Below are 20,376 nucleotides of genomic sequence, written 5' to 3'. Positions count from 1 at the left end.
AAGTAATGTAAAACATTACAAATGTCGGCCGGCTTTGTTTTGTACTAGAGGATCACACAAGGATGTGGGATCACTTATTTCAAGGAGGAATTTTTAAAATGAGAATTAATCATAATATTGCTGCACTTAACACATACCGTCAGATGGGTTCAGCAAACCAAGCTAATCAAAATTCTATGGAGAAATTATCATCTGGTCTTCGTATCAACAACGCTTCAGATGATGCAGCGGGTCTTGCAATCTCTGAGAAAATGCGTGGACAAATTCGCGGATTGGATATGGCAGCTAAGAACTCTCAAGACGCAACTTCTATGATTCAAACAGCAGAAGGTGGGCTTAATGAAACTCATTCTATTTTACAACGTATGCGTGAGTTAGCAGTCCAATCATCAAACGATACAAATACATCAGAAGACCGCCAAAATATTCAGGATGAGATTAATCAATTAGGTGAAGAAATCCAACGTATTGGGGAACAAACTGAGTTTAACAAAAAGAGCCTATTAAATGGGGATATTTCAGATGCAGGTACTGCAACTGCTCACGAAACTACTAACTCGATGGAAGGTACTATGGTTACTGCTACTACTTTAGATGCAGTTAAAGATTCAGATGGTAATAGTGTGGGGATTGCCGATGGAGATACAATTACAGCTACTTGGTCTGTAAACGGAACACAACACTCAACATCCCTGGCTTTATCATCGGCTGGAGACGCAGGAACTGAAACATTAGGTACTCTGGCTACCGCACTCTCTGATGCCTCAAACTCCTTTGCTATTGTTGATGGTAGCAATACTTTTACTGCTACAGCTCAAACCGCCGGTAAAACGAATCAAATCAATGGGTTATCGATTGAAGTGAAAAGTGCTGCTGGTGTTCGAAAAGAGGCAGCATCTAACGCTCTCTCTAACTTCCAAACATCAACGGAGGCTGACGATGTTTCTAACAATGATTCTCAAACATTCCAAATAGGTGCTAATGAAGGTCAAACAATTAGCCTTGGAATTGAAGATATGCGTGCAGATGCGCTGGGTGTGCGTAATCTTCAAGTAGGTACACAAAGTCAAGCGGCTACGGCTGTTAGTGTAATTGATGAGGCAATCTCTACAGTATCAGAAGAACGTTCGAAGTTAGGTGCAACACAAAACCGTCTAGATCATACAATTAATAACTTGCAGACATCTTCTGAAAACCTAACTGCAGCGGAATCTCGCATTCGTGATGTAGATATGGCAAAAGAAATGATGAATCAAACAAAACAAAGTATTCTTTCTCAAGCTTCTCAAGCGATGCTTGCAAAAGCAAATCAACAACCTCAAGGAGTTCTTCAACTTCTACGATAATAATAAACACAGAAAGGACCTCAATACTGAGGTCCTTTTTTAAGGAAATAATATCTGTTGGCGTTCTTGAAAATTTGGATTAAACCAAACAAGGAAAGGGGAAGAGGTGGAAATGGTGACATGTACCTGAGGGATGCGTTCATATCTGACGTATAAAGCATACTTTTGTAAAGCGATGGGTTCATACAAGAATTAAATAATCAAACAATGCCATCAAGGATTTGGCTTTCCATGGATTGATCGCCTTCGTTTGGAGGTATTACTGAATCAATATTAAGAAATTTCAAAAGGAATTTCAAGTAGGATAAGGAGTAGGAGAGTTTTCCCCCAAAACCATTGACTTAAAACCCGTTTGTAAGTAACTAGCTTTATTGTTCATCGTTAACTACTTAACTACTAATGTGTTTCCAAAACTCTCTTCATGAATATTTTAATTTCCTCAACAAAAATATCTTCCATCCGATATAAAAAGAAACTACATAAAAAAGGGAGTTGTTGATGGTGAACCTAAATAGAATTTCATCTCACTCACAACTCCTGCAGAGAAATCAAGAACAACGTGGTGTCCATTCATCGGTTCAGGAGAAAACAAATAAAAACGAAATTTCAAATCGTGAACTCTCTATTTCAGATCAGAAAAAAAAATTAAAAAAAGCGACTGAGAATATGAATGAAATATTGAAAAAGCTGGATACCTCACTCCGTTTTCAATTCCATGAAAAGCTAGAAGAATATTATGTAACTCTAGTTGACAATCAAACAGACCAGATTATTAAAGAAATACCGCCAAGAAAAATGCTGGATTTATACGCTTCAATCATAGAATCCATGGGTATTATGGTGGATGAAAAAATCTAAGTAGGTGAGAAGATGAGTGATATGCGAATCGGGGGCTTAGCTTCCGGCATGGATATTGATAAGCTTGTCAATGATTTGATGCGAGCGGAACGGCAGCCGTTAAATAAGATGGAGCAGGACCGTGAGTGGCTGACGTGGCAGCGAGATGCGTATCGGGATGTGAATAAGCAGCTGAGCGAGCTGGATACGCTCGCTTTTGATATGAAATTGCAACGGACGTTCAATTCTAAGAGCGTGACCTCCTCCTATCCTGCCGTTTCAGCGACCGCCACTGCATCAGCTGGAAATGGTGACTATACACTCAGCGTGGAACAGGTAGCGACTTCGGCGTATAACTACAGCAGAAGTCCGATTACAACAGATGGGAAAACGCTGGACCCTAACGCCAACCTAAGTACTCAGACAGGAAACTTCAAACACGGACTAACGCTTGGAGAAACGTTTTCGATTACAACTTACAATGAAGATGGTTCAAAGAATACCCAGTCGTTTGATGTGACCGGTGATAAATCGTTGAATGACATCCTGTCAGAGATTAGTGATTCTGATTTAGGTGTTCGTGCCTTTTACGATAAGAACGCAGATCAAGTGATGATTGAACGTACAGTGACGGGTAACTTCAACCAGGATGAAAATGAGTTTTTAGGAGCTGAAATCGGCTTTGATGGAAATGCGAAATTTCTATCGACTACTCTAGATATTAAAAATGGTGATAATTCCTCTGGGACTTGGAAGTTGAATGAAGAAGGCGGAGAAAATGCTCAATTCACATATAATAACGGATTGAAAATTACATCGCACTCGAATCAATATACTTTGAACGGGGTCAACTTCCAGTTCAATGATGTCACAAATGGAAATATCAAAGTGAATGTCTCAAACAACGTTGACGATGCCGTAGATAAAATTGTTGCATTTGTTGATAAATACAACAAGGTCATTGAAGACCTCAACGGAAAGACAGATGAAAAGAGATACCGTGATTTCCCTCCTTTAACAGAAAAGCAGAAAGAAGATATGGAAGAGCGGGAAATCGAGTTGTGGGAAGAGAAAGCGAAAAGCGGCATGCTCCGCAATGACTCAGTTATTGAAAGCGGATTGAATCAGATGCGGACAAATTGGTATACACCGATTGAGAATGACGGTGCCTTCAGTATGATGTCTGAGATTGGAATTACGACCTCCTCGAACTATAGAGATGGAGGCAAACTTTTCATCGACGAAGATGATTTACGGACAGCTCTCAGTCAAGATCCAGCGTCTGTTCACAAGTTATTTTCCGGAACTGATGCCAATCCTGGTGTTGCTCGCCGTTTGGAAGAAACCATTGATAACACCGTCCAGTCGATTGAGAAGAAAGCTGGGAAATCCACCACCGTGGATAGCAGCTTTTTACTTGGGCGGAGGATTGAGGATTTGAACAAAGAGATGGATGATTTTGAAGATCGATTGATTCAAATTGAAGATAGGTACTGGCGTGAGTTCGGTGCGATGGAAAAAGCAATTCAAAGAATGAACCAGCAATCTGCTTATATTATGCAGAACTTCGGTTAATGGAAAAGGGAGTGTCGGCTAGATGTCTATTCAAGCCTATCAAAATAATTCAGTAGAAACAGCTTCGCCTGGCGAATTGACGTTGATGCTTTATAATGGTTGCATCAAGTTCATTAAAGTGGCCCGGAAGTCTATGGAGAGTCAGGAAATTGAGAAGAAGAACACCAACATCCAAAAAGCTCAGAAAATCATTCAGGAACTGATGGTGACGATGGATCAGCAGTATAGCATCACCCAAGAGATTATGCCATTGTATGATTACATGAACCGTCGGTTGATGGAAGCGAACATGGCTAATGATGTGGAGATTTTGGATGAAGTCCAAGGCCTTGTTGAGGAATTCAGGGATACGTGGAAGCAGGTCATACTGCAAGCACGGAAATCCCAATATGGACAAGGTGGCAACGCTTGATGGCTGATTGGCCTGATTTTTTGTCAATCACAAAGGAACTGGATGAGCTTGTCCATCGCTCTATACACGAAAAGAATCGTGCTGCTATTATAGAACAAGTGGATGTTCTTCTCGAAAAGAGGGAAGCGATGCTTGAGCACTTGTCTCAACCGACCGAGGAGGAAAAGGAGATGGTTCAGGAAGTCATCTGTCGTGACTTGAAAGTGAACCAGAAGCTTGAGTTTCTTTTTGACGGATTGAAGCGTGATATGCGCAATGCAAAGAAACAGAAATCCAGCAAGCAACGCTATGTCAACCCTTACCAGAGCGTTTCGGGTTATGATGGAACGTATGTAGACCATAAAAAGTAGAATAGGTGATTTTTTGTCAGAACTTACAGCAGAACAACATGAAATGCTAGAGCGGTATGATGAGCTGTTAAGTACCATTAGTGAAGGGCTCAAATATTTAGAGGATCATATGAAAACAGAAGAAACTCCAATGGCGAAACAGGTGTTTCAGGACGTGCTTCTTAGCTTGGAACAAATCAGCCGCAGCCATGATCAGATGGAGGTACTTTTTAACGGGAATGAAGATCTTCAAACTTTAATCCTTGATTTTCATGGAATCGTCAATCATCTGCAAGGGTGGTTCAATCACGAAACTGCACAAGAAAGACATCAGTTGTTGGTTGAGCATGTGCTCCCTGCATTTGAAAGTTGGCGTACTCGGATGGAAGTATTCGTGAAACCTTATATTGCCCACTAAAAGAAGCATCCATGAGGGATGTTTCTTTTTTATGGTAGATTTTGAGATTAATCTCCTATATAATCCCACAATGGATGGGGTTATGAATCATTGGTACGTTAACCCTCTACCTTTACATAGGAAAGGAGATCGAATAGATGTTGAAAATGACAGGGGTGGCCGCAACCTTATTGTTATCGGCTGGTGTACTTATGAATCCTCTAGGAGAAGTGTCTGCAGAGATGGATGATGATTCGAAGCGTTCTATACATACGGATCGTGTAACTTTAGAGGCGAGTAACGTGGAAGATCTTGAGGAGGAAGAGCCAAATGACTCTATCGATGCAGCAAATTCACTGGCACAGAATAAGTGGGCGCAAGGGTATTTAACAGATGAAGATGAAGACTATTTCACATTCGAAATCAATGGGGATCACCGAGTTGAATTCCATTTGATGTTATATTCTATGGTGGATGGTGCTTATAACACAGAGATGGATTTAGACGCGGAATTGTATGATGCCGATGGAAAGGTAGTCGCCGGCTACTCAGAATATAACAGTGAATATGGATATACTGGTGGATTCTTTTTAGATCCAGGAACCTATTATGTGAAAGTTATTGACGAAGCCAATTTGGATAATGGGATTCCCTATACGTTAGCTTCCGATGTGGCTGAAAAATATCCGAGAATCAATCGTTATTGGGGAGTAGATCGCTATTGGACGGCTGCAAATATAGCAAGGCAGGACAGCAGCCGGCTCCCTTCCAAAAATGTCGTTCTGGCAACAGGACAGGACTTCCCTGACGCTCTTGCAGGTGCACCGCTTGCGGAACATCTGGATGCTCCTATTTTGTTAACGCGAAAAGAAAGATTGCCGGATATAACAGAACAGGTTTTATCGACATTGGATGCTGAACATGTCACCATCCTTGGAGGCACAGGCGCGATTTCCGGAGACGTAGAAGATTATATCAAGGATGAACTGAACCTTGATGTTGAACGGATTTCTGGAAAGAATCGTTACGAAACGTCGGTAGCCATTGCTGAACATCTACCTCCATCCGATGAGGCGGTGGTTGCTTATGGCGGGAATTTTCCAGATGCTCTATCAATTGCTCCTGCTGCCGCCGGAAAAGCAATGCCGATTCTATTGACGAAGAAAGAAAGTATACCAGCAGCCACAAAGAGCGTCCTCAGTCATTACAATCAGACGTATGTCGTTGGCGGGACAGGTGTCGTTAGTGATCAGGTGTACCGTCAGCTTCCAAATGCGGATCGTATTTCAGGGAAAGATCGCTATGCGACTTCCTTAGCCGTTGCGAAGTACTTCAATATGGAGACGCAGTCCGTAAGTCTTGCCACAGGTTCAAACTTCGCAGATGCGTTAGCAGGGTCTGTACATGCAGTGAAAGAGCCATTGCTGCTGACACCAAAAAGTAAGCTCGATGAAGAAGTGAAGCAGTATTTCACCGATCATCAAACGACATACTTCCAAATCTTTGGTGGAGAAGCTGCTGTTGGTGAAGGTGTAGAGGAAGATATTTTGTCCATATACGAATAAATGTTAAGGAGCCTATTTTACACGGGCTCCTTTTTTATTTAGTAAATTGACAAAATACTATCCAGAAAAGGCCTTCCTTTCTATTCAATGAGACATTTCCCAACAATTACCGACACAAATTAGACAAAATTTTTCGAAAGTTTATGCAGGAAAGGCTGTGGGTATGATAGAATATATATCACATAAGGATGAAAGGAGGACACTTCTAATGCTACAATACAACATTCGTGGTGAAAACTTGGAAGTGACGGATTCTATTAAAGAATATGTGGAGAAAAAGGTGAGCAAGCTTGAACGCTACTTTGACACTCCGCCGTCTTCCGAGGTACACGTTAATCTAAGTGTCTATAATGATGAGCAGACTATCGAGGTCACAATCCCAATGAAGAATCTACTTCTTCGTGCTGAGGAACACAACACAGATCTATACGCTGCCATCGACCTTGTGGTAGATAAATTGGAACGACAAATTCGCAAGCATAAAACGAAGGTGAATCGTAAGTTCCGACAAGAGGGTGCTCCGAAATACGTCTTTGCCGAGCTTGAGCGTGAAGCTCAGCAGCAAACACAAACGCTTGATGATGATTTTGATGTTGAAATTGTAAAAACGAAGCGTTTTGATTTGAAACCAATGGATAGTGAAGAAGCAGCATTGCAAATGGATATGCTTGGACACAACTTCTTCGTCTTTACAAACGCGAATACAGATGAAACGAACATCGTTTATAAACGTCGTGACGGCCGTTATGGTTTGATCGAAACTTGATTGTTTGATAGAAAGTGCGCCTCTGCTTCTGCAGGGGCGTTTTTTAGTTTTTATAACTAAAGTACGGGCCAAAAAAAAGAAATTTTGCTAGAGGAAAAAGGAGTTTTAACCTTAAAGTGAAGCAGAAAATGGATTTTTATAGATTCGCTCTTTTTTGAAAGGTGTCGTATAAAGGATACATCAGGAGGTGATGGAATGAACAGCCAGGAATGTGAGTACATTTATAAGCGCTTGAACCAGCAGGAAGAAACGATTGCGCAGCTTGTGGAAATCATCGGGACGACGAATCGTCGCATTACAGATTTGGACCGCAGGCAGCTCGGAGTGGAACACCAGATGATCCGCGAACGTCCCCTTTCTTTTACACCCTCTACATAATTTTTCATCGGTGTCCGTGGTCCTATGTCTCTGATTGTCAGGCCGCTTCTCTTAGTGTTATGATGATAGAGGATTAAACTATTCAACCGAAGATCGGAATTCAATAGAGGAGCGGTTGCAATGCTTGGTACTTTAAAGAAAATTTTTGGCGATGATAATACACGTCAATTGAAGCGATTGGATAAAATCGCAGATGACATTGAAGCGATGGAATCGCAAATCGAAAAATTGTCTGATGATGAGTTAAAAAATAAGACAGAAGAATTTAAAGAACGCTATCAGAATGGCGAAGACCTAGATAATATGTTAGTTGAAGCTTTCGCAGTCGTACGCGAAGCTTCTAAACGTGTGCTTGAGATGCGCCCGTTCCGGGTACAGCTTTTGGGTGCGATTGCCCTTCACCAGGGAAATATCGCCGAGATGAAAACCGGTGAAGGTAAGACACTTGCCTCTACGATGCCGGCATACTTGAACGCGATTACTGGAAAAGGCGTTCACGTCATCACGGTCAACGATTATTTGGCGAGCCGTGACGCGACTGAAATGGGTGAGCTTTTCCAATTCCTTGGACTGACTGTCGGATTGAATTCAAACGGCATGTCTAAAGATGAAAAGCGTGAAGCCTACCTAGCCGATATCACATATGGAACGAACAACGAGTTCGGTTTCGATTATCTGCGCGACAACATGGTGCTTTATAAGGAGCAGATGGTTCAGCGTCCGCTTCACTTCGCAATCATTGACGAGGTCGACTCAATCTTGATTGACGAAGCACGTACACCATTGATCATCAGTGGCTCGGCTGCAAAATCCGCCGACCTTTATCAGGGAGCAAACTCTTTTGTCCGCTTGCTTGCGAAGGATGAAGAATACACGTATGACGAAAAAACGAAAAACGTTCAATTGACAGAAGAAGGAATCAACAAGGCTGAGCGCTTCTTCAAGATCGAGAACTTGTTCGACCTTTCCAACGTATCCTTGATTCACCACATCAACCAGGCGCTTAAGGCGCATACGTCGATGCAGAAGGATACCGATTATGTTGTAGAAGATGGCGAAGTAGTTATCGTCGACCAGTTCACCGGTCGTCTGATGAAAGGGCGCCGTTACAGTGATGGCTTGCACCAGGCGATTGAAGCCAAAGAAGGGCTTGAAATCCAGAACGAAAGCCAGACGCTTGCTTCCATTACGTTCCAGAACCTTTTCCGTATGTATGAAAAGCTTTCCGGTATGACCGGTACAGCGAAGACAGAGGAAGAGGAATTCCTGAACATTTATAATATGCGCGTCGTCGTTATTCCGACGAACCGTGATATCATCCGTGATGACAAGCCGGATCTCGTTTATAAAACGATGGATGGCAAGTTCAAAGCCGTTGTAGAGGACATTAAGGAGCGCCATGAAAATGGACAGCCGGTGCTTGTTGGTACCGTAGCGGTTGAAACCTCTGAAATCATTTCCCGTTATTTGAACAAAGCGGGCGTGCCGCATAATGTCTTGAACGCGAAGAACCACTTCCGGGAAGCGGAAATCATTGAGAACGCGGGTCAAAAAGGCGCGGTAACGATTGCAACGAACATGGCCGGTCGTGGTACGGATATCAAACTCGGGGAAGGTGTCCGCGAAGCAGGCGGCCTAGCTGTTATTGGTACAGAACGTCACGAATCCCGCCGGATCGATAACCAGTTACGTGGTCGTTCCGGTCGTCAAGGAGATCCGGGAATGTCCCAGTTCTACCTTGCGACAGATGACGAACTGATGCGTCGTTTCGCATCTGACAACATTCGCAGCATGATGGACCGTCTCGGTATGGACGACTCTCAACCGATCGAAAGTAAGATGATCTCCCGCGCTGTTGAATCTGCACAAAAACGTGTAGAAGGTAACAACTTCGATGCGCGTAAGACGATCCTTTCTTATGATGATGTTCTTCGTCAGCAGCGTGAGGTCATTTACAAGCAGCGCTATGATGTACTCACGTCCGAAAACTTGCGTGAAATCATTGAACAAATGATTCAGCGTACCGTTTCTCAAACGGTGGCTACACACACAAGTGAGGAAGAAGAGGAAAACTGGGAACTTGAAAACCTCGTCGAATACCTGCGTGCGAACCTGCTGCATGAAGGCGATGTAACGGTGGATGACTTGAAAGGAAAAGATCCTCAGGAAATGGAGGAGCTGATCCTTGAAAAGATCAAAGAGCGTTATAACGAGAAAGAAGAAGAACTTACACCTGAACAGATGCGTGAATTTGAAAAAGTCATCCTGCTTCGTACGGTCGACCAGAAGTGGATGGATCACATCGATCAGATGGACCAGCTGCGTCAGGGAATCCACCTGCGTGCTTATGGTCAAAATGATCCGCTTCGTGAATATAATTTCGAAGGCTTCCGTATGTTTGAACAGATGGTTGCCAATATTGATGAAGAGGTTTCCCGCTATGTCATGAAGGCACAAATCCGCAACAACCTGCAGCGTCAAGAGGTTGCTCAAGGGGCGCAGGCCGTCTCCGGCGGCAGCGAAAATAAACAGCCGAAGAAAAAGACCCCGCTCGTGAAAAAGGACAATGTTGGTCGTAACGATCCATGTCCTTGCGGAAGCGGGAAGAAATATAAAAATTGTCACGGAAAATAAGAGGTTGAGGCACTCTCTTTCAAGAGGGTGTCTTCCCTTGTGTAAAGAATCCTATAGGAGTGATTGATATGGATATGGCAGAAATCCGCCATGCATTGGATAATACAGCTAATCGATTAGCGGACTTCAGGGGGTCTCTTTGACGTCGATCAAAGAAAAACCCGTATTGCAGAACTAGAAGAACAAATGACAGAGCCAGGCTTCTGGGACGACCAGAATACAGCTCAAAAAGTCATTGATGAAGTGAATGGACTGAAAGGATTGGTCCATACACTTGAAGAGCATGAGGAATCCCATGAGAACCTTGAAGTTTCTTATGAGCTTGTCAAAGAAGAAGATGATGAGGAATTGCGCGAGGATCTCGAACAGGAAGTGCAGCAGCTGAAGAAAGATCTTGATCAGTTCGAACTGAACATCCTGTTGAGTGAGCCATACGACAAGAACAACGCGATTCTTGAACTTCACCCAGGTGCCGGTGGTACCGAGTCCCAAGACTGGGCGAGCATGCTGCTTCGTATGTACACGCGCTGGGCAGAGAAAAAAGGTTTTTCTGTTCAGACGATGGACTATCTCCCAGGTGATGAAGCAGGCGTGAAGAGTGTGACGCTTCTTATTAAAGGACACAATGCGTACGGTTATTTGAAAGCGGAAAAAGGCGTACACCGCCTTGTCAGAATTTCTCCTTTCGATTCATCCGGCCGCCGTCACACGTCATTCGTATCCTGTGAAGTCATGCCAGAGTTCAACGATGAAATTGAAATCGATGTTCGTACGGAAGATTTGAAAATTGATACGTACCGCTCCAGTGGTGCCGGTGGTCAGCACGTCAACACGACAGACTCTGCCGTCCGAATTACCCACTTGCCGACAAATACGGTCGTGACGTGTCAGTCCGAACGTTCCCAGATCAAAAACCGCGAACAGGCGATGAAAATGTTGAAGGCGAAGCTTTATCAGCTGGAGATCGAACGTCAACAGCAGCAGCTTGATGATATCCGCGGGGAGCAAAAAGAAATCGGGTGGGGAAGCCAAATCCGTTCTTATGTGTTCCACCCTTATTCCATGGTCAAAGACCATCGTACAAATGAAGAGGTTGGGAACACCCAAGGCGTAATGGATGGCGACCTTGATAAATTCATCAACTCTTACCTCCGTTCTAAAATGGATGAATAATTCGAAAGACCCTTACTACGGTGAGGGTCTTTATTTTTTCTGTTCACTTTTACGTATTTTTGCTACTATTAAGTTAAATTACATACAAAGGGGCGAATAGAGAATGAAGGTGAAAAAAGCGATTATTCCTGCAGCAGGACTTGGCACACGTTTTTTACCCGCAACGAAGGCGATGCCGAAAGAAATGCTTCCGGTCGTCGATAAGCCGACGATTCAATATATCGTGGAAGAAGCCATTCAATCCGGTATTGAGGATATTATCATCGTAACAGGAAAAGGGAAACGTGCGATTGAGGACCACTTTGATCATGCGTTTGAGCTTGAGGATAATCTTTATAAAAAAGGAAAGCTTGATCTGTTAGAGGAAGTACAACAATCCGCTGAAGTCGACATTCATTATATTCGTCAGAAAGAACCCAAGGGACTTGGACATGCCGTATGGTGTGCACGCAAGTTTATCGGAGATGAACCATTTGCTGTGCTGCTAGGGGATGACATCGTGCGCTCGGATGAACCTTGCCTGAAGCAGTTGATCGACCAGTATGAGGAAACACAATCGTCCGTTATTGGTGTCAAACAAGTGCCGGAAGACGAAACGGATCGCTACGGAATCATTGCACCTGAGAAACAAGAAGGCAGACGCTATCAAGTGAAGCATTTTGTTGAAAAGCCTGCTGCTGGTGAAGCGCCGTCAAACTTAGCGATAATCGGCAGGTATGTTTTTGCACCTGAAATTATGGATCTACTTGCAACGCAAGATGAGGGAAGAGGCGGAGAAATCCAGTTAACTGATGCTATCGAGCGTTTGAACTTGGATCAGCCTGTTTACGGCTATGAGTTCGAAGGAGAGCGTTTTGATGTCGGAGATCAGCTCGGATTTATAAAAACGACCCTCGCTATTGCGATGGAACGGGAAAATATGCGGGACGATGTTCTTGCTTTATTAGCGGAGATTATGGAAAAACAAGAATCAATGAAATCATAGAAGCCAGCGGCGGGTCTTAGGACTCGCCGCTTTTCGTATAGAAGTGCCTCGCAAGTAAAAGCTAATAGGAATACGACATCTTGCTCCTTTACCGTGTTAACACGTTATTTTACTCTCATTTACAGGAGTTTTCCCTAGTGTTATACTCCTTACGGTTTATGGAGAACGATACATAGGGAGAGTCGAACAGCATGATGATGATGGCAAAAAAATATCGACGGGAGCCGATGCCACCGGCACTCAGGCAAGCACTGGATTATGGCTTGGTCATTCTTGGATCTTTTTTCGTAGCATTAGCTTTCAATTTATTCTTATTACCTAATAATATTGCCTCTGGAGGGGTTGCGGGTGTCAGTACGATCACAAAAGGCGTGTTTGGCTGGGAACCGGGCGTCGTCCAGTGGGTGTTGAACATTCCTTTGTTCATCATGGGTGTTATGATATTAGGGAAAAACTTCGGTTTGAAATCATTTGTAGGGACCGTTACCCTGCCTTTGTTTGTCCTTTTATCAAGTGATATGGCACCAGCGACACCCAACCCTTTACTTGGCGCGATTTTCGGAGGAATGGGAGTCGGACTTGGACTTGGCATCGTTTTTAGAGGACGGGCATCGACAGGCGGCATTGACTTAGCTGCTCAAGTTCTGCACAAATTCACCCACCTGCCGCTTGGGGTAAGTGTCGCCTTACTGGACGGGATGATTGTGCTGACGTCGGCCATTGTTTTCTCGCTTGAAGAAGGGTTGTATGCGTTGATTGGATTATTTGCGACCAGTCGGACGATCGATTTTGTACAAGTAGGTTTGAACACGTCGAAAAACGTGATGATCATTACCGAGGATGTCGATGAAGTGCGCTCCGCCATTTTCGAACAAATCGACCGTGGCGTTACCGTGTTGAGTGGTGCTGGCGGCTATACAGACCGGGAGCGGAGGGTCGTCATGTGTGTCGTCCAGCAAAATGAATTCATCAAATTGACACAAACCGTAAAAACGGTTGATCCAGGGGCGTTTGTCGTTGCGATGAATGCCACCGAGGTGCTAGGAGAGGGTTTCAAAACCTCGTGACTCGGTTATAATATCTCTATATCTCATCAAAATACGAGAGGGGATACAGAAATGAAACAATTATTATCTGCTTTATTTTTAGCACTGATCCTCGTCTTGAGCGCCTGTGGGGGCGGCGGAGACGAAGGAGCGACAGATGACAACACGAACGATGAAACGACAGAAGAACAAACGGGTGAAGATGCGGGAGAAGGCACAGAAGAAGGCACGTCAGACAGTGGTGACGGCGAGACCGTCGATACAGCTGCAGCTGAAAAAGTGTACCAAGGCAATTGCGCCAGCTGCCACGGCGGTGAACTTGGCGGTGGAATGGGACCAGCGCTTACTGAAGTAGGTTCCAAGTATTCGGCTGATGAAATTGTAGACATCATTAAAAACGGTAAAGGCGGCATGCCGGCTCAAGGTCAAGTGTCAGATGACGATGCCCAGCTTGTAGCCAGTTGGCTTGCGACAATGAAATAAGTACTTAGTGCAAAGCCTGGTTAAGCAACCAGGCTTTTTTTGTCCCCATAAAGATTATCCTATGTTGTGTTTTCAACCTCATCTCACGTGTGAGAGCCTTTACATGAAAAACAATTGTAATAATTTCATGTCTAAATAGATCGAAAATTAATGTTATAATGTATGTGTTTGTAGACAAGAGAGAAGACAACTGACTTAACATTATGAGAGATACAGGTGATTTTATATGATTAAGATGCAAGGAGTATATAAAACTTATCCAAATGGCGTCACAGCTTTAAATGGCTTGGATATTAGAATTGACCAGGGAGAATTCGTCTATGTCGTAGGGCCGAGTGGTGCTGGTAAATCAACATTTACGAAGTTGATCTACAGAGAAGAAAAGCCGACGACAGGAACGGTTCTCGTAAACGATATGGACACATCAACAATGAAACAGCGTCGCATTCCAATGCTGCGCCGTCAGATTGGTGTCGTTTATCAGGACTTCCGTCTATTACCTACGCTTACTGTTTATGAAAACGTAGCGTTTGCGCTTGAAGTGATTGAAGAAAACCCACAAAACATCCGTCGTCGTGTGATGGACGTGCTCGACCAAGTTCGTTTGAAAAACAAAGCACGCTTCCTTCCAGATGAGCTTTCTGGAGGAGAGCAGCAGCGTGTATCCATTGCCCGGGCTATCGTCAATCATCCGAAAGTGTTGATTGCTGATGAGCCGACAGGGAACCTGGACCCGGAGACCTCCTGGGAGATCATGCACATTCTCGAAGAAATCAACACAGCGGGGACAACCGTTTTAATGGCGACCCACAGTCAGGAAATCGTCAACACGATCCGAAAGCGTGTCATCGCGATTGAAGACGGCATGGTCGTTCGTGACCAAAGCAATGGAGAATATGGATACGAAATGTAAATGCATGAAGACTGTCTCGGTATGGAGATGGTCTTTTCTTTTTTGGTGAAGCCCGGCGACTGTTTTCTTCTTCTCGGTGCCTTTCTGGTGCCAGGCACTGGCAAGCACTGGCAAGCACTCCTACTGTACCTGGCACTGAATCATGGTTCATTGGTTCCAGGTACGCCACAATTTTCTGTTGTACCCGGTACCCCCAGTGCGAACTCTGTACCTGGAACCAAAGACTTGGAACCAAAGACTTAGAACCAAACATGTGGTACCGCCGATCGGATTCTCATATCTGGAACCACACAGAAGGCATCCGAAAAAATCCTATCATTCTCCCATCTCCTGCAATTACTGGTAGATAGATAGGTGGGGATGTCCTATAATGAAATGGACATGCTATAGTCATTCCTGGCATATGTTAACTCAAGGAATAATCGTTGATTTACGTTGAAGGCGCTTTTTTGCTAGTATAGAGGCAACATGAATATAAAAATAGAAGGGTGAATGCGATGAATATAAAACCGCGCTACGTTGCGCTGTTGATGGCGCTAGCGGTCCTATTTGGAGCGGCAGGCTCTTACATAGGAATAGAGTACTTCGCTGACGGCACGAACGGACAGGCACAATCCGAACAGTACGCAGATAAAGATGCCGAGAACTTTGGGAGTCTGTCAGAAGAGGAACAAAAGGCATTCATACAAAGCATGTCTGGCAACACTGATTTAAAAAAAGTGGAGCAGGCATTCAGTACGATCAAAGAAAATTATGTGGAAGATGTAGATAAAGACACCCTGGTAGAAGGGGCCATCCAGGGCATGCTGGACACCCTTGAGGATCCGTACAGTGTGTATATGGACCCTGAAACGATGGAGCAGTTCAACCAGACGATCGAATCTTCTTTCCAGGGTATCGGTGCGGAAGTGAGCATGGTCAATGATAAAGTGACAATCGTCGCACCCATCAAAGGTTCCCCTGCTGAAGAAGCGGGCTTGAAGCCGAATGATCAAATTTTAAAAGTGGATGGCGACAGTGTCGAAGGTCTTGACCTTTATGAAGCTGTTCTGAAGATCCGTGGGGAAAAAGGGACGGAAGTGACACTGCAAATCGACCGCCCAGGGGTCAGTGAACCGCTGAACATCGATATCACCCGGGATGATATTCCATTAGAAACAGTGTACACCAATACAAGAGAAGTCGATGGTAAAAAAGCCGGTATCATCGAAATCACTTCTTTTTCTGAGAAGACCTCCGATGAGTTCCATGAAGCGTTAGAGAAGCTTGAAAAGGATGGGATGGACGGCCTTGTCATTGATGTGCGCGGAAACCCTGGTGGTTTGTTCACAGACGTTCAGGAGATATTGAAAGAGTTCATTCCAAAAGATAAGCCGATTGTCCAGGTCGAAGATCGAAAAGGAGAGAAGACGCGCTATTTCTCTGAAAATGATGAGAAAAAGCCGTATCCGATTACCGTTTTGATGGATGAAGGAAGTGCATCCGCTTCTGAAATCCTTGCTGCGACGATGCAGGAAGCTGGCGGCTATGATCTTGTCGGAACGAAGAGTTTCGGTAAAGGAACTGTTCAACAGGCGTTACCAATGGGCGATGGCAGTACAATCAAGCTGACCTTGTTCAAGTGGTTGACGCCGGATGGCAACTGGATTCATGAAAAAGGAATCGAACCGACAGTAAAAGTGAAGCAGCCGGAATATTTTTACACGAACCCGGTAGAAGTGGAAGAGCCATTCCAATACAATGACAATGATGAAAAAGTGAAAAACATCCAAGTTATGTTGAAAGGTCTCGGGCATGATCCTGGCCGAACGGACGGTTATTTCAGTAAAGAAACAGAAGCTGCCGTCCAAGCGTTCCAGGAAGAAGCGGGTCTTGAAGCGACAGGAGTCGTTGACGAGAAGACCGGCGGTAAGCTTGAAGAAGCTATCATTAAAGAAGTGAGAGACGAAAAGAACGACGAACAAATGCAAAAAGCGGTCGAGGTCTTGTTTCAATAAGCAGGAATTTGCCGCTCGATGACGAAATATATCCGTAGTCTGGGACTGCGGATTTTTTCGTTATGAGTGATCGACAACAGAGAGCGACACGACTTGAAAGGAGAATCATGTTGGACGTTTGGTTGATGGAATTTGCAAAAGGGGTGGGGATGATGTTCACCCTCCCGTTTTTATACATAGCTTTAGGAATGATCTTCCTCTTATCTGGAAAGCGTGTGAAAGAGGAACGAGCAGCCTTCGGTACGAGAATCTTTGATCGTTTTACCGAGTGGAAAGGAACGTGGGGGACGGCCCTCCTAAGCGGCCTCCTTTTATCAGGGTTGGCCGTTGGTGGAGGAATGGTCTTCAGTTATCCTTTGCTTCTTCTCTTCGCAGGGATTCTGTTGATTGTCAGTTTAACCGGGCGTCTAAGTTGGTACTCGCCCGCATATACACTTGGCTTAAGTTATTTAGTCTTGCTTGTCATCCCTTACCTGCCTGAGTCCGTCCGTGGATACGACTGGGTAGGCACACTTCAGGATACGCCTCTCCAGACACTGGCGGTCGTGATGGCTGTTCTTTTACTAACCGAATCGATTCTGATGCTGCGCACAACCGGTGCTCCAACGTATCCTGAACGGTTGAAAGGGACGCGTGGCATGTGGATCGGTCAGCACCGATCAAGAAGGGTGACCATCGTTCCATTTCTAGCGTTGCTGCCAGGGGGAATGATCGAGCCGTTTGCGCCATGGTGGCCGCTTCTGTCGTTTGGTGAAGATACATACGGGCTCATCCTCATACCTTTTGTCATGGGATGGGAATGGAAAGCACGCGGCCAGTCCCCGGTGTCCGCAGCTAAAACGATGGGCCGGCACGTTTTTCTTTTAGCCATCGTTGTACTAGGGATTTCTGTCGGAAGCATTTTCGTTGATGCCCTTTCCCTAGCGGCTGCGATGATTGGTTTCGTTGGACGTGAGCTCATATTCGTCCTGCACCGGATTCGTGAAGAGAAGACTCCGTTCTTTTCTTGTGCGAAAAGAGGCATACGTATTCTTGGCGTAATCCCAGGAGGGCCCGCTGATCAGATGGGGCTTACACCTGGTGAAGTCATAGAACGTGTGAATACGATTCCTGTACGTACGGAGAATCAATTTTATGAAGCGCTGCAAAATTCAGGAGCGTTTACGAAAATGGAAGTGCGTGATGAACGGGGAGAAAACCGCTACGTGCAGCGGGCGATGTATGAAGGAGAACACTACGAACTTGGACTCGTTTTCGTTGAACCGGCCACTCATGAGGCATCGGTAGGATTTTTCTAAATTCATTCTCTCTTGCAAAGTTTGCCTATAGTCACTAATAGATTCTGTTTGAAAATGAAGGGTGCTTTTTCCAATATATGTTTACTACCTCCTCCTCTGGGTAATGAAAAGAAAGCCTTCAAGGAGGAGACCTATGAACTCAAAATTGAAGTTAGCCATCTTTGTTGTCTGTGCGTTAGCTATGATCGGGTTTTTAATTTATGACTTCGCCGCAGGGCATGTGGGTTATCGGACAGTCAAAGGGGTTGGAGTTGTCATCATTATCGGGTATATCGTGTATACCTACTTTTCCAGTAACCGAGAAAGTGAATTGTAAAATGCTCATTTCATAGCCGGAAAAGCGCGTTTAGGAGAGACTCTAGCGGAGTCTCTTTTTTTACATAAAACAATTGAAGGCCTGATTTTACAAGCGGTTATTGGGGGTTGACTAGAAGTTTATGAAGGAGTGGGTTTCTTGGCAACGCTACACATTTTGAATGGTGAAGAAATGAAAAAGTCTTTCCAACGGACAAACCGTCTAGAAAGTGAGCCGATGATTCCTTTCAATGAAGCGATGTGTGCCGGTTCCCCCTGTGAAACGATCTTTTCGAAAGAATTTATAAAAAACAGGGCTGTGACGCACGGCGTTTCTGAGAATGAATACAGACGAACCACAGTAGAGCATCTCGAGGAGGTCTTTCATGAGGAGCGGGATCATCTCAAGTTATGGTTTGATGAAGACATGTTCTGCCAAATCAATCTCCTTACTTTACTGGCATGGCTGGACCAAATCGGCTATGAAGGGGAAGTCGAACTCTGTTTAGTCACTCAACAATTTGAGCCGATCCGTACGTACTCGCTTCAGGTCAAAGGGTTCCATTCAATGTATAAACAGGTCCTCATAAACAGGGATTTTCCTTCCCATGTTCCCTTCCAGTCACTTGAAAAAGGCATACACTTATTTTTTCGTTACAGGGACAAGGACAGTGAACTTGTGACGTTCATCAAGAGTCACCCTGGGGTACCTGAGGAGAAGCTTGTTGAGTGGATGATCGGGACGTTTCAGGCATATGGATTAGGTGATGTTCAATATTTGCAATTAATCAGGAGTGTACGAGCTTCCCATCTATAACTTGAAAAAGTAGTCTCCATGGCTGTAGAACTCGTGGACTGCATGTCCTCTCCATCAGCTGGTGACCGGTTCTCATTCCTCGTCATGATGCATAGACTTTTCACAGTCCAGTGATGAAAATGATTCTCAAATTCATTGACAGCAGGTGTATGAGCCCATAAACTAGAGAGTAGAGAAAATCTATAGAATTCGTGATTTTTCGTGTAGCTCCAACAGCGATAGATTTCGTGAGACATAAAGGAGAGGTCAGATATGGATACCCTGTTGGCAAATAATTTAACCCTAGGCTATGGAGATTCCATCATCATAGATTCATTGGATATAACGATCCCGAAAGGTGAAGTCACCGTACTCATTGGTGGAAACGGTTGCGGTAAATCTACTTTGCTTCGTTCGATGGCTCGTTTATTACGTCCAAAATCAGGAGAAGTTGTGCTGGATAGTGCGGATATTTCTAAGATGCGTACGAAAGATGTGGCGAAGAAGATGGCGATTCTTCCGCAAAGCCCCACAACGCCTGAAGGTCTCAGCGTCTATCAGCTAGTCAAACAAGGCCGTTATCCTTATCAAGGGTTCGCAAAACGCTGGTCGGACGAAGATGAGAAGGCTGTCACGCGTGCGCTTGAAGATACGAACTTGATGGAGTTGAAAGACCGAGCGGTTGATTCTCTATCTGGTGGGCAGCGTCAACGGGCGTGGATTGCGATGACACTTGCTCAGGATACAGATATTCTCCTCTTGGATGAACCGACGACTTATTTAGATATGACGCACCAGATTGAAATTTTAGATTTACTCTTTGATCTCAATAAGGACAATGGACGTACCGTTGTCATGGTGCTTCACGACATTAACCTGGCGAGCCGCTATGCGGATCATATTATCGCCGTGAAGGATAAAACGGTTTTCGCACAAGGAAAACCGGAGGATGTCGTGACTTGTGACATGATGCAGCATGTATTTGAAATGTTATGTGATGTCAGAGAGGATCCTCTTTTCGGAACACCGATGTGTATTCCTCATGGAAAAGGGCGCTGTTTGATCAAACAAGCACAGGCAGAAGCTCAGGCTCAGCAAAAACAAACCCAAACGGTATAATCTCAAAAAGCAATGTGCGCGGCGCATTGCTTT

General features: G+C 44.5%; 20 protein-coding genes. All 20 read left to right on the top strand.

Annotated features, from left to right (window positions below; all coding sequences use genetic code 11):
- The first annotated feature begins 98 nt into the window (after positions 1 to 98).
- Positions 99 to 1,346, top strand: coding sequence for a flagellin N-terminal helical domain-containing protein (locus ACXACN_RS11090; RefSeq protein WP_474966856.1), 1,248 nt, complete (start codon positions 99 to 101; stop codon positions 1,344 to 1,346).
- Between the two features lie 498 nt (positions 1,347 to 1,844).
- Positions 1,845 to 2,204, top strand: a complete 360-nt coding sequence (gene flaG, locus ACXACN_RS11085; protein ID WP_474964450.1) for a flagellar protein FlaG — start codon at positions 1,845 to 1,847, stop codon at positions 2,202 to 2,204.
- A 12-nt stretch (positions 2,205 to 2,216) separates the two neighbouring features.
- Positions 2,217 to 3,758, top strand: coding sequence for a flagellar hook-associated protein 2 (locus tag ACXACN_RS11080; RefSeq protein WP_474964449.1), 1,542 nt, complete (start codon positions 2,217 to 2,219; stop codon positions 3,756 to 3,758).
- A 22-nt stretch (positions 3,759 to 3,780) separates the two neighbouring features.
- On the top strand, positions 3,781 to 4,170 hold the full coding sequence (gene fliS / locus ACXACN_RS11075; RefSeq protein ID WP_474964447.1) for a flagellar export chaperone FliS: 390 nt from the start codon (positions 3,781 to 3,783) through the stop codon (positions 4,168 to 4,170).
- Positions 4,170 to 4,520 carry a flagellar protein FliT gene (gene fliT, locus ACXACN_RS11070; RefSeq protein ID WP_474964445.1) on the top strand — a complete coding sequence of 117 codons (351 nt, stop codon included), beginning with the start codon at positions 4,170 to 4,172 and terminating at the stop codon, positions 4,518 to 4,520. The genes fliS and fliT overlap by 1 nt, the downstream gene beginning before the upstream one ends.
- Positions 4,521 to 4,533: 13 nt before the next feature.
- A complete protein-coding gene (locus tag ACXACN_RS11065) occupies positions 4,534 to 4,917 on the top strand; it encodes a DUF8042 domain-containing protein (RefSeq protein WP_474964444.1) in 384 nt (127 codons plus the stop codon).
- Positions 4,918 to 5,054: 137 nt separating this feature from the next.
- Positions 5,055 to 6,461 (top strand): cell wall-binding repeat-containing protein, encoded by a 1,407-nt coding sequence (locus ACXACN_RS11060; protein ID WP_474964443.1) that lies wholly within the window; start codon positions 5,055 to 5,057, stop codon positions 6,459 to 6,461.
- A gap of 208 nt (positions 6,462 to 6,669) precedes the next feature.
- Positions 6,670 to 7,227: a ribosome hibernation-promoting factor, HPF/YfiA family gene (hpf, locus tag ACXACN_RS11055; RefSeq protein ID WP_474964441.1), complete on the top strand. Its 558-nt coding sequence runs from the start codon at positions 6,670 to 6,672 to the stop codon at positions 7,225 to 7,227.
- Between the two features lie 195 nt (positions 7,228 to 7,422).
- On the top strand, positions 7,423 to 7,605 hold the full coding sequence (locus ACXACN_RS11050) for a hypothetical protein (RefSeq protein WP_474964440.1): 183 nt from the start codon (positions 7,423 to 7,425) through the stop codon (positions 7,603 to 7,605).
- A 120-nt stretch (positions 7,606 to 7,725) separates the two neighbouring features.
- The gene (secA, locus tag ACXACN_RS11045; RefSeq protein WP_474964439.1) at positions 7,726 to 10,239 is read left to right on the top strand and encodes a preprotein translocase subunit SecA; all 2,514 of its coding nucleotides are present in this window, start codon (positions 7,726 to 7,728) and stop codon (positions 10,237 to 10,239) included.
- 68 nt (positions 10,240 to 10,307) lie between these two features.
- Positions 10,308 to 11,412, top strand: a protein-coding gene (prfB, locus tag ACXACN_RS11040) for a peptide chain release factor 2 (RefSeq protein WP_474964438.1) whose coding sequence is annotated in 2 segments (ribosomal slippage) — positions 10,308 to 10,379 and positions 10,381 to 11,412 — 1,104 coding nt in all. Because the reading frame shifts where the segments join, the coding sequence is not laid out codon by codon here.
- Positions 11,413 to 11,515: 103 nt separating this feature from the next.
- Positions 11,516 to 12,397 carry a UTP--glucose-1-phosphate uridylyltransferase GalU gene (gene galU / locus ACXACN_RS11035; protein WP_474964436.1) on the top strand — a complete coding sequence of 294 codons (882 nt, stop codon included), beginning with the start codon at positions 11,516 to 11,518 and terminating at the stop codon, positions 12,395 to 12,397.
- Between the two features lie 227 nt (positions 12,398 to 12,624).
- Positions 12,625 to 13,464 carry a YitT family protein gene (locus ACXACN_RS11030; RefSeq protein ID WP_474966855.1) on the top strand — a complete coding sequence of 280 codons (840 nt, stop codon included), beginning with the start codon at positions 12,625 to 12,627 and terminating at the stop codon, positions 13,462 to 13,464.
- A gap of 51 nt (positions 13,465 to 13,515) precedes the next feature.
- The gene (gene cccB, locus ACXACN_RS11025) at positions 13,516 to 13,926 is read left to right on the top strand and encodes a cytochrome c551 (RefSeq protein ID WP_474964435.1); all 411 of its coding nucleotides are present in this window, start codon (positions 13,516 to 13,518) and stop codon (positions 13,924 to 13,926) included.
- 226 nt (positions 13,927 to 14,152) lie between these two features.
- Positions 14,153 to 14,839, top strand: coding sequence for a cell division ATP-binding protein FtsE (ftsE, locus tag ACXACN_RS11020; RefSeq protein WP_474964434.1), 687 nt, complete (start codon positions 14,153 to 14,155; stop codon positions 14,837 to 14,839).
- Positions 14,840 to 15,336: 497 nt separating this feature from the next.
- The gene (locus ACXACN_RS11015) at positions 15,337 to 16,836 is read left to right on the top strand and encodes a S41 family peptidase (protein WP_474964432.1); all 1,500 of its coding nucleotides are present in this window, start codon (positions 15,337 to 15,339) and stop codon (positions 16,834 to 16,836) included.
- Positions 16,837 to 16,946: 110 nt separating this feature from the next.
- Positions 16,947 to 18,134, top strand: a complete 1,188-nt coding sequence (locus tag ACXACN_RS11010) for a PDZ domain-containing protein (RefSeq protein ID WP_474964431.1) — start codon at positions 16,947 to 16,949, stop codon at positions 18,132 to 18,134.
- A 133-nt stretch (positions 18,135 to 18,267) separates the two neighbouring features.
- Positions 18,268 to 18,450 (top strand): hypothetical protein, encoded by a 183-nt coding sequence (locus ACXACN_RS11005; protein WP_474964430.1) that lies wholly within the window; start codon positions 18,268 to 18,270, stop codon positions 18,448 to 18,450.
- Between the two features lie 138 nt (positions 18,451 to 18,588).
- Entirely contained in the window at positions 18,589 to 19,245 is a 657-nt protein-coding gene (locus tag ACXACN_RS11000) for a hypothetical protein (protein WP_474964428.1), read from the top strand.
- 252 nt (positions 19,246 to 19,497) lie between these two features.
- Positions 19,498 to 20,343: an ABC transporter ATP-binding protein gene (locus tag ACXACN_RS10995; protein WP_474964426.1), complete on the top strand. Its 846-nt coding sequence runs from the start codon at positions 19,498 to 19,500 to the stop codon at positions 20,341 to 20,343.
- Positions 20,344 to 20,376: the final 33 nt, after the last annotated feature.

It is taken from the genome of Halobacillus sp. AWM4_238 (assembly GCF_056158265.1).
Note: the sequence above shows the minus strand (reverse complement) of the source record. Positions and strands in the feature narration are given on the sequence as shown.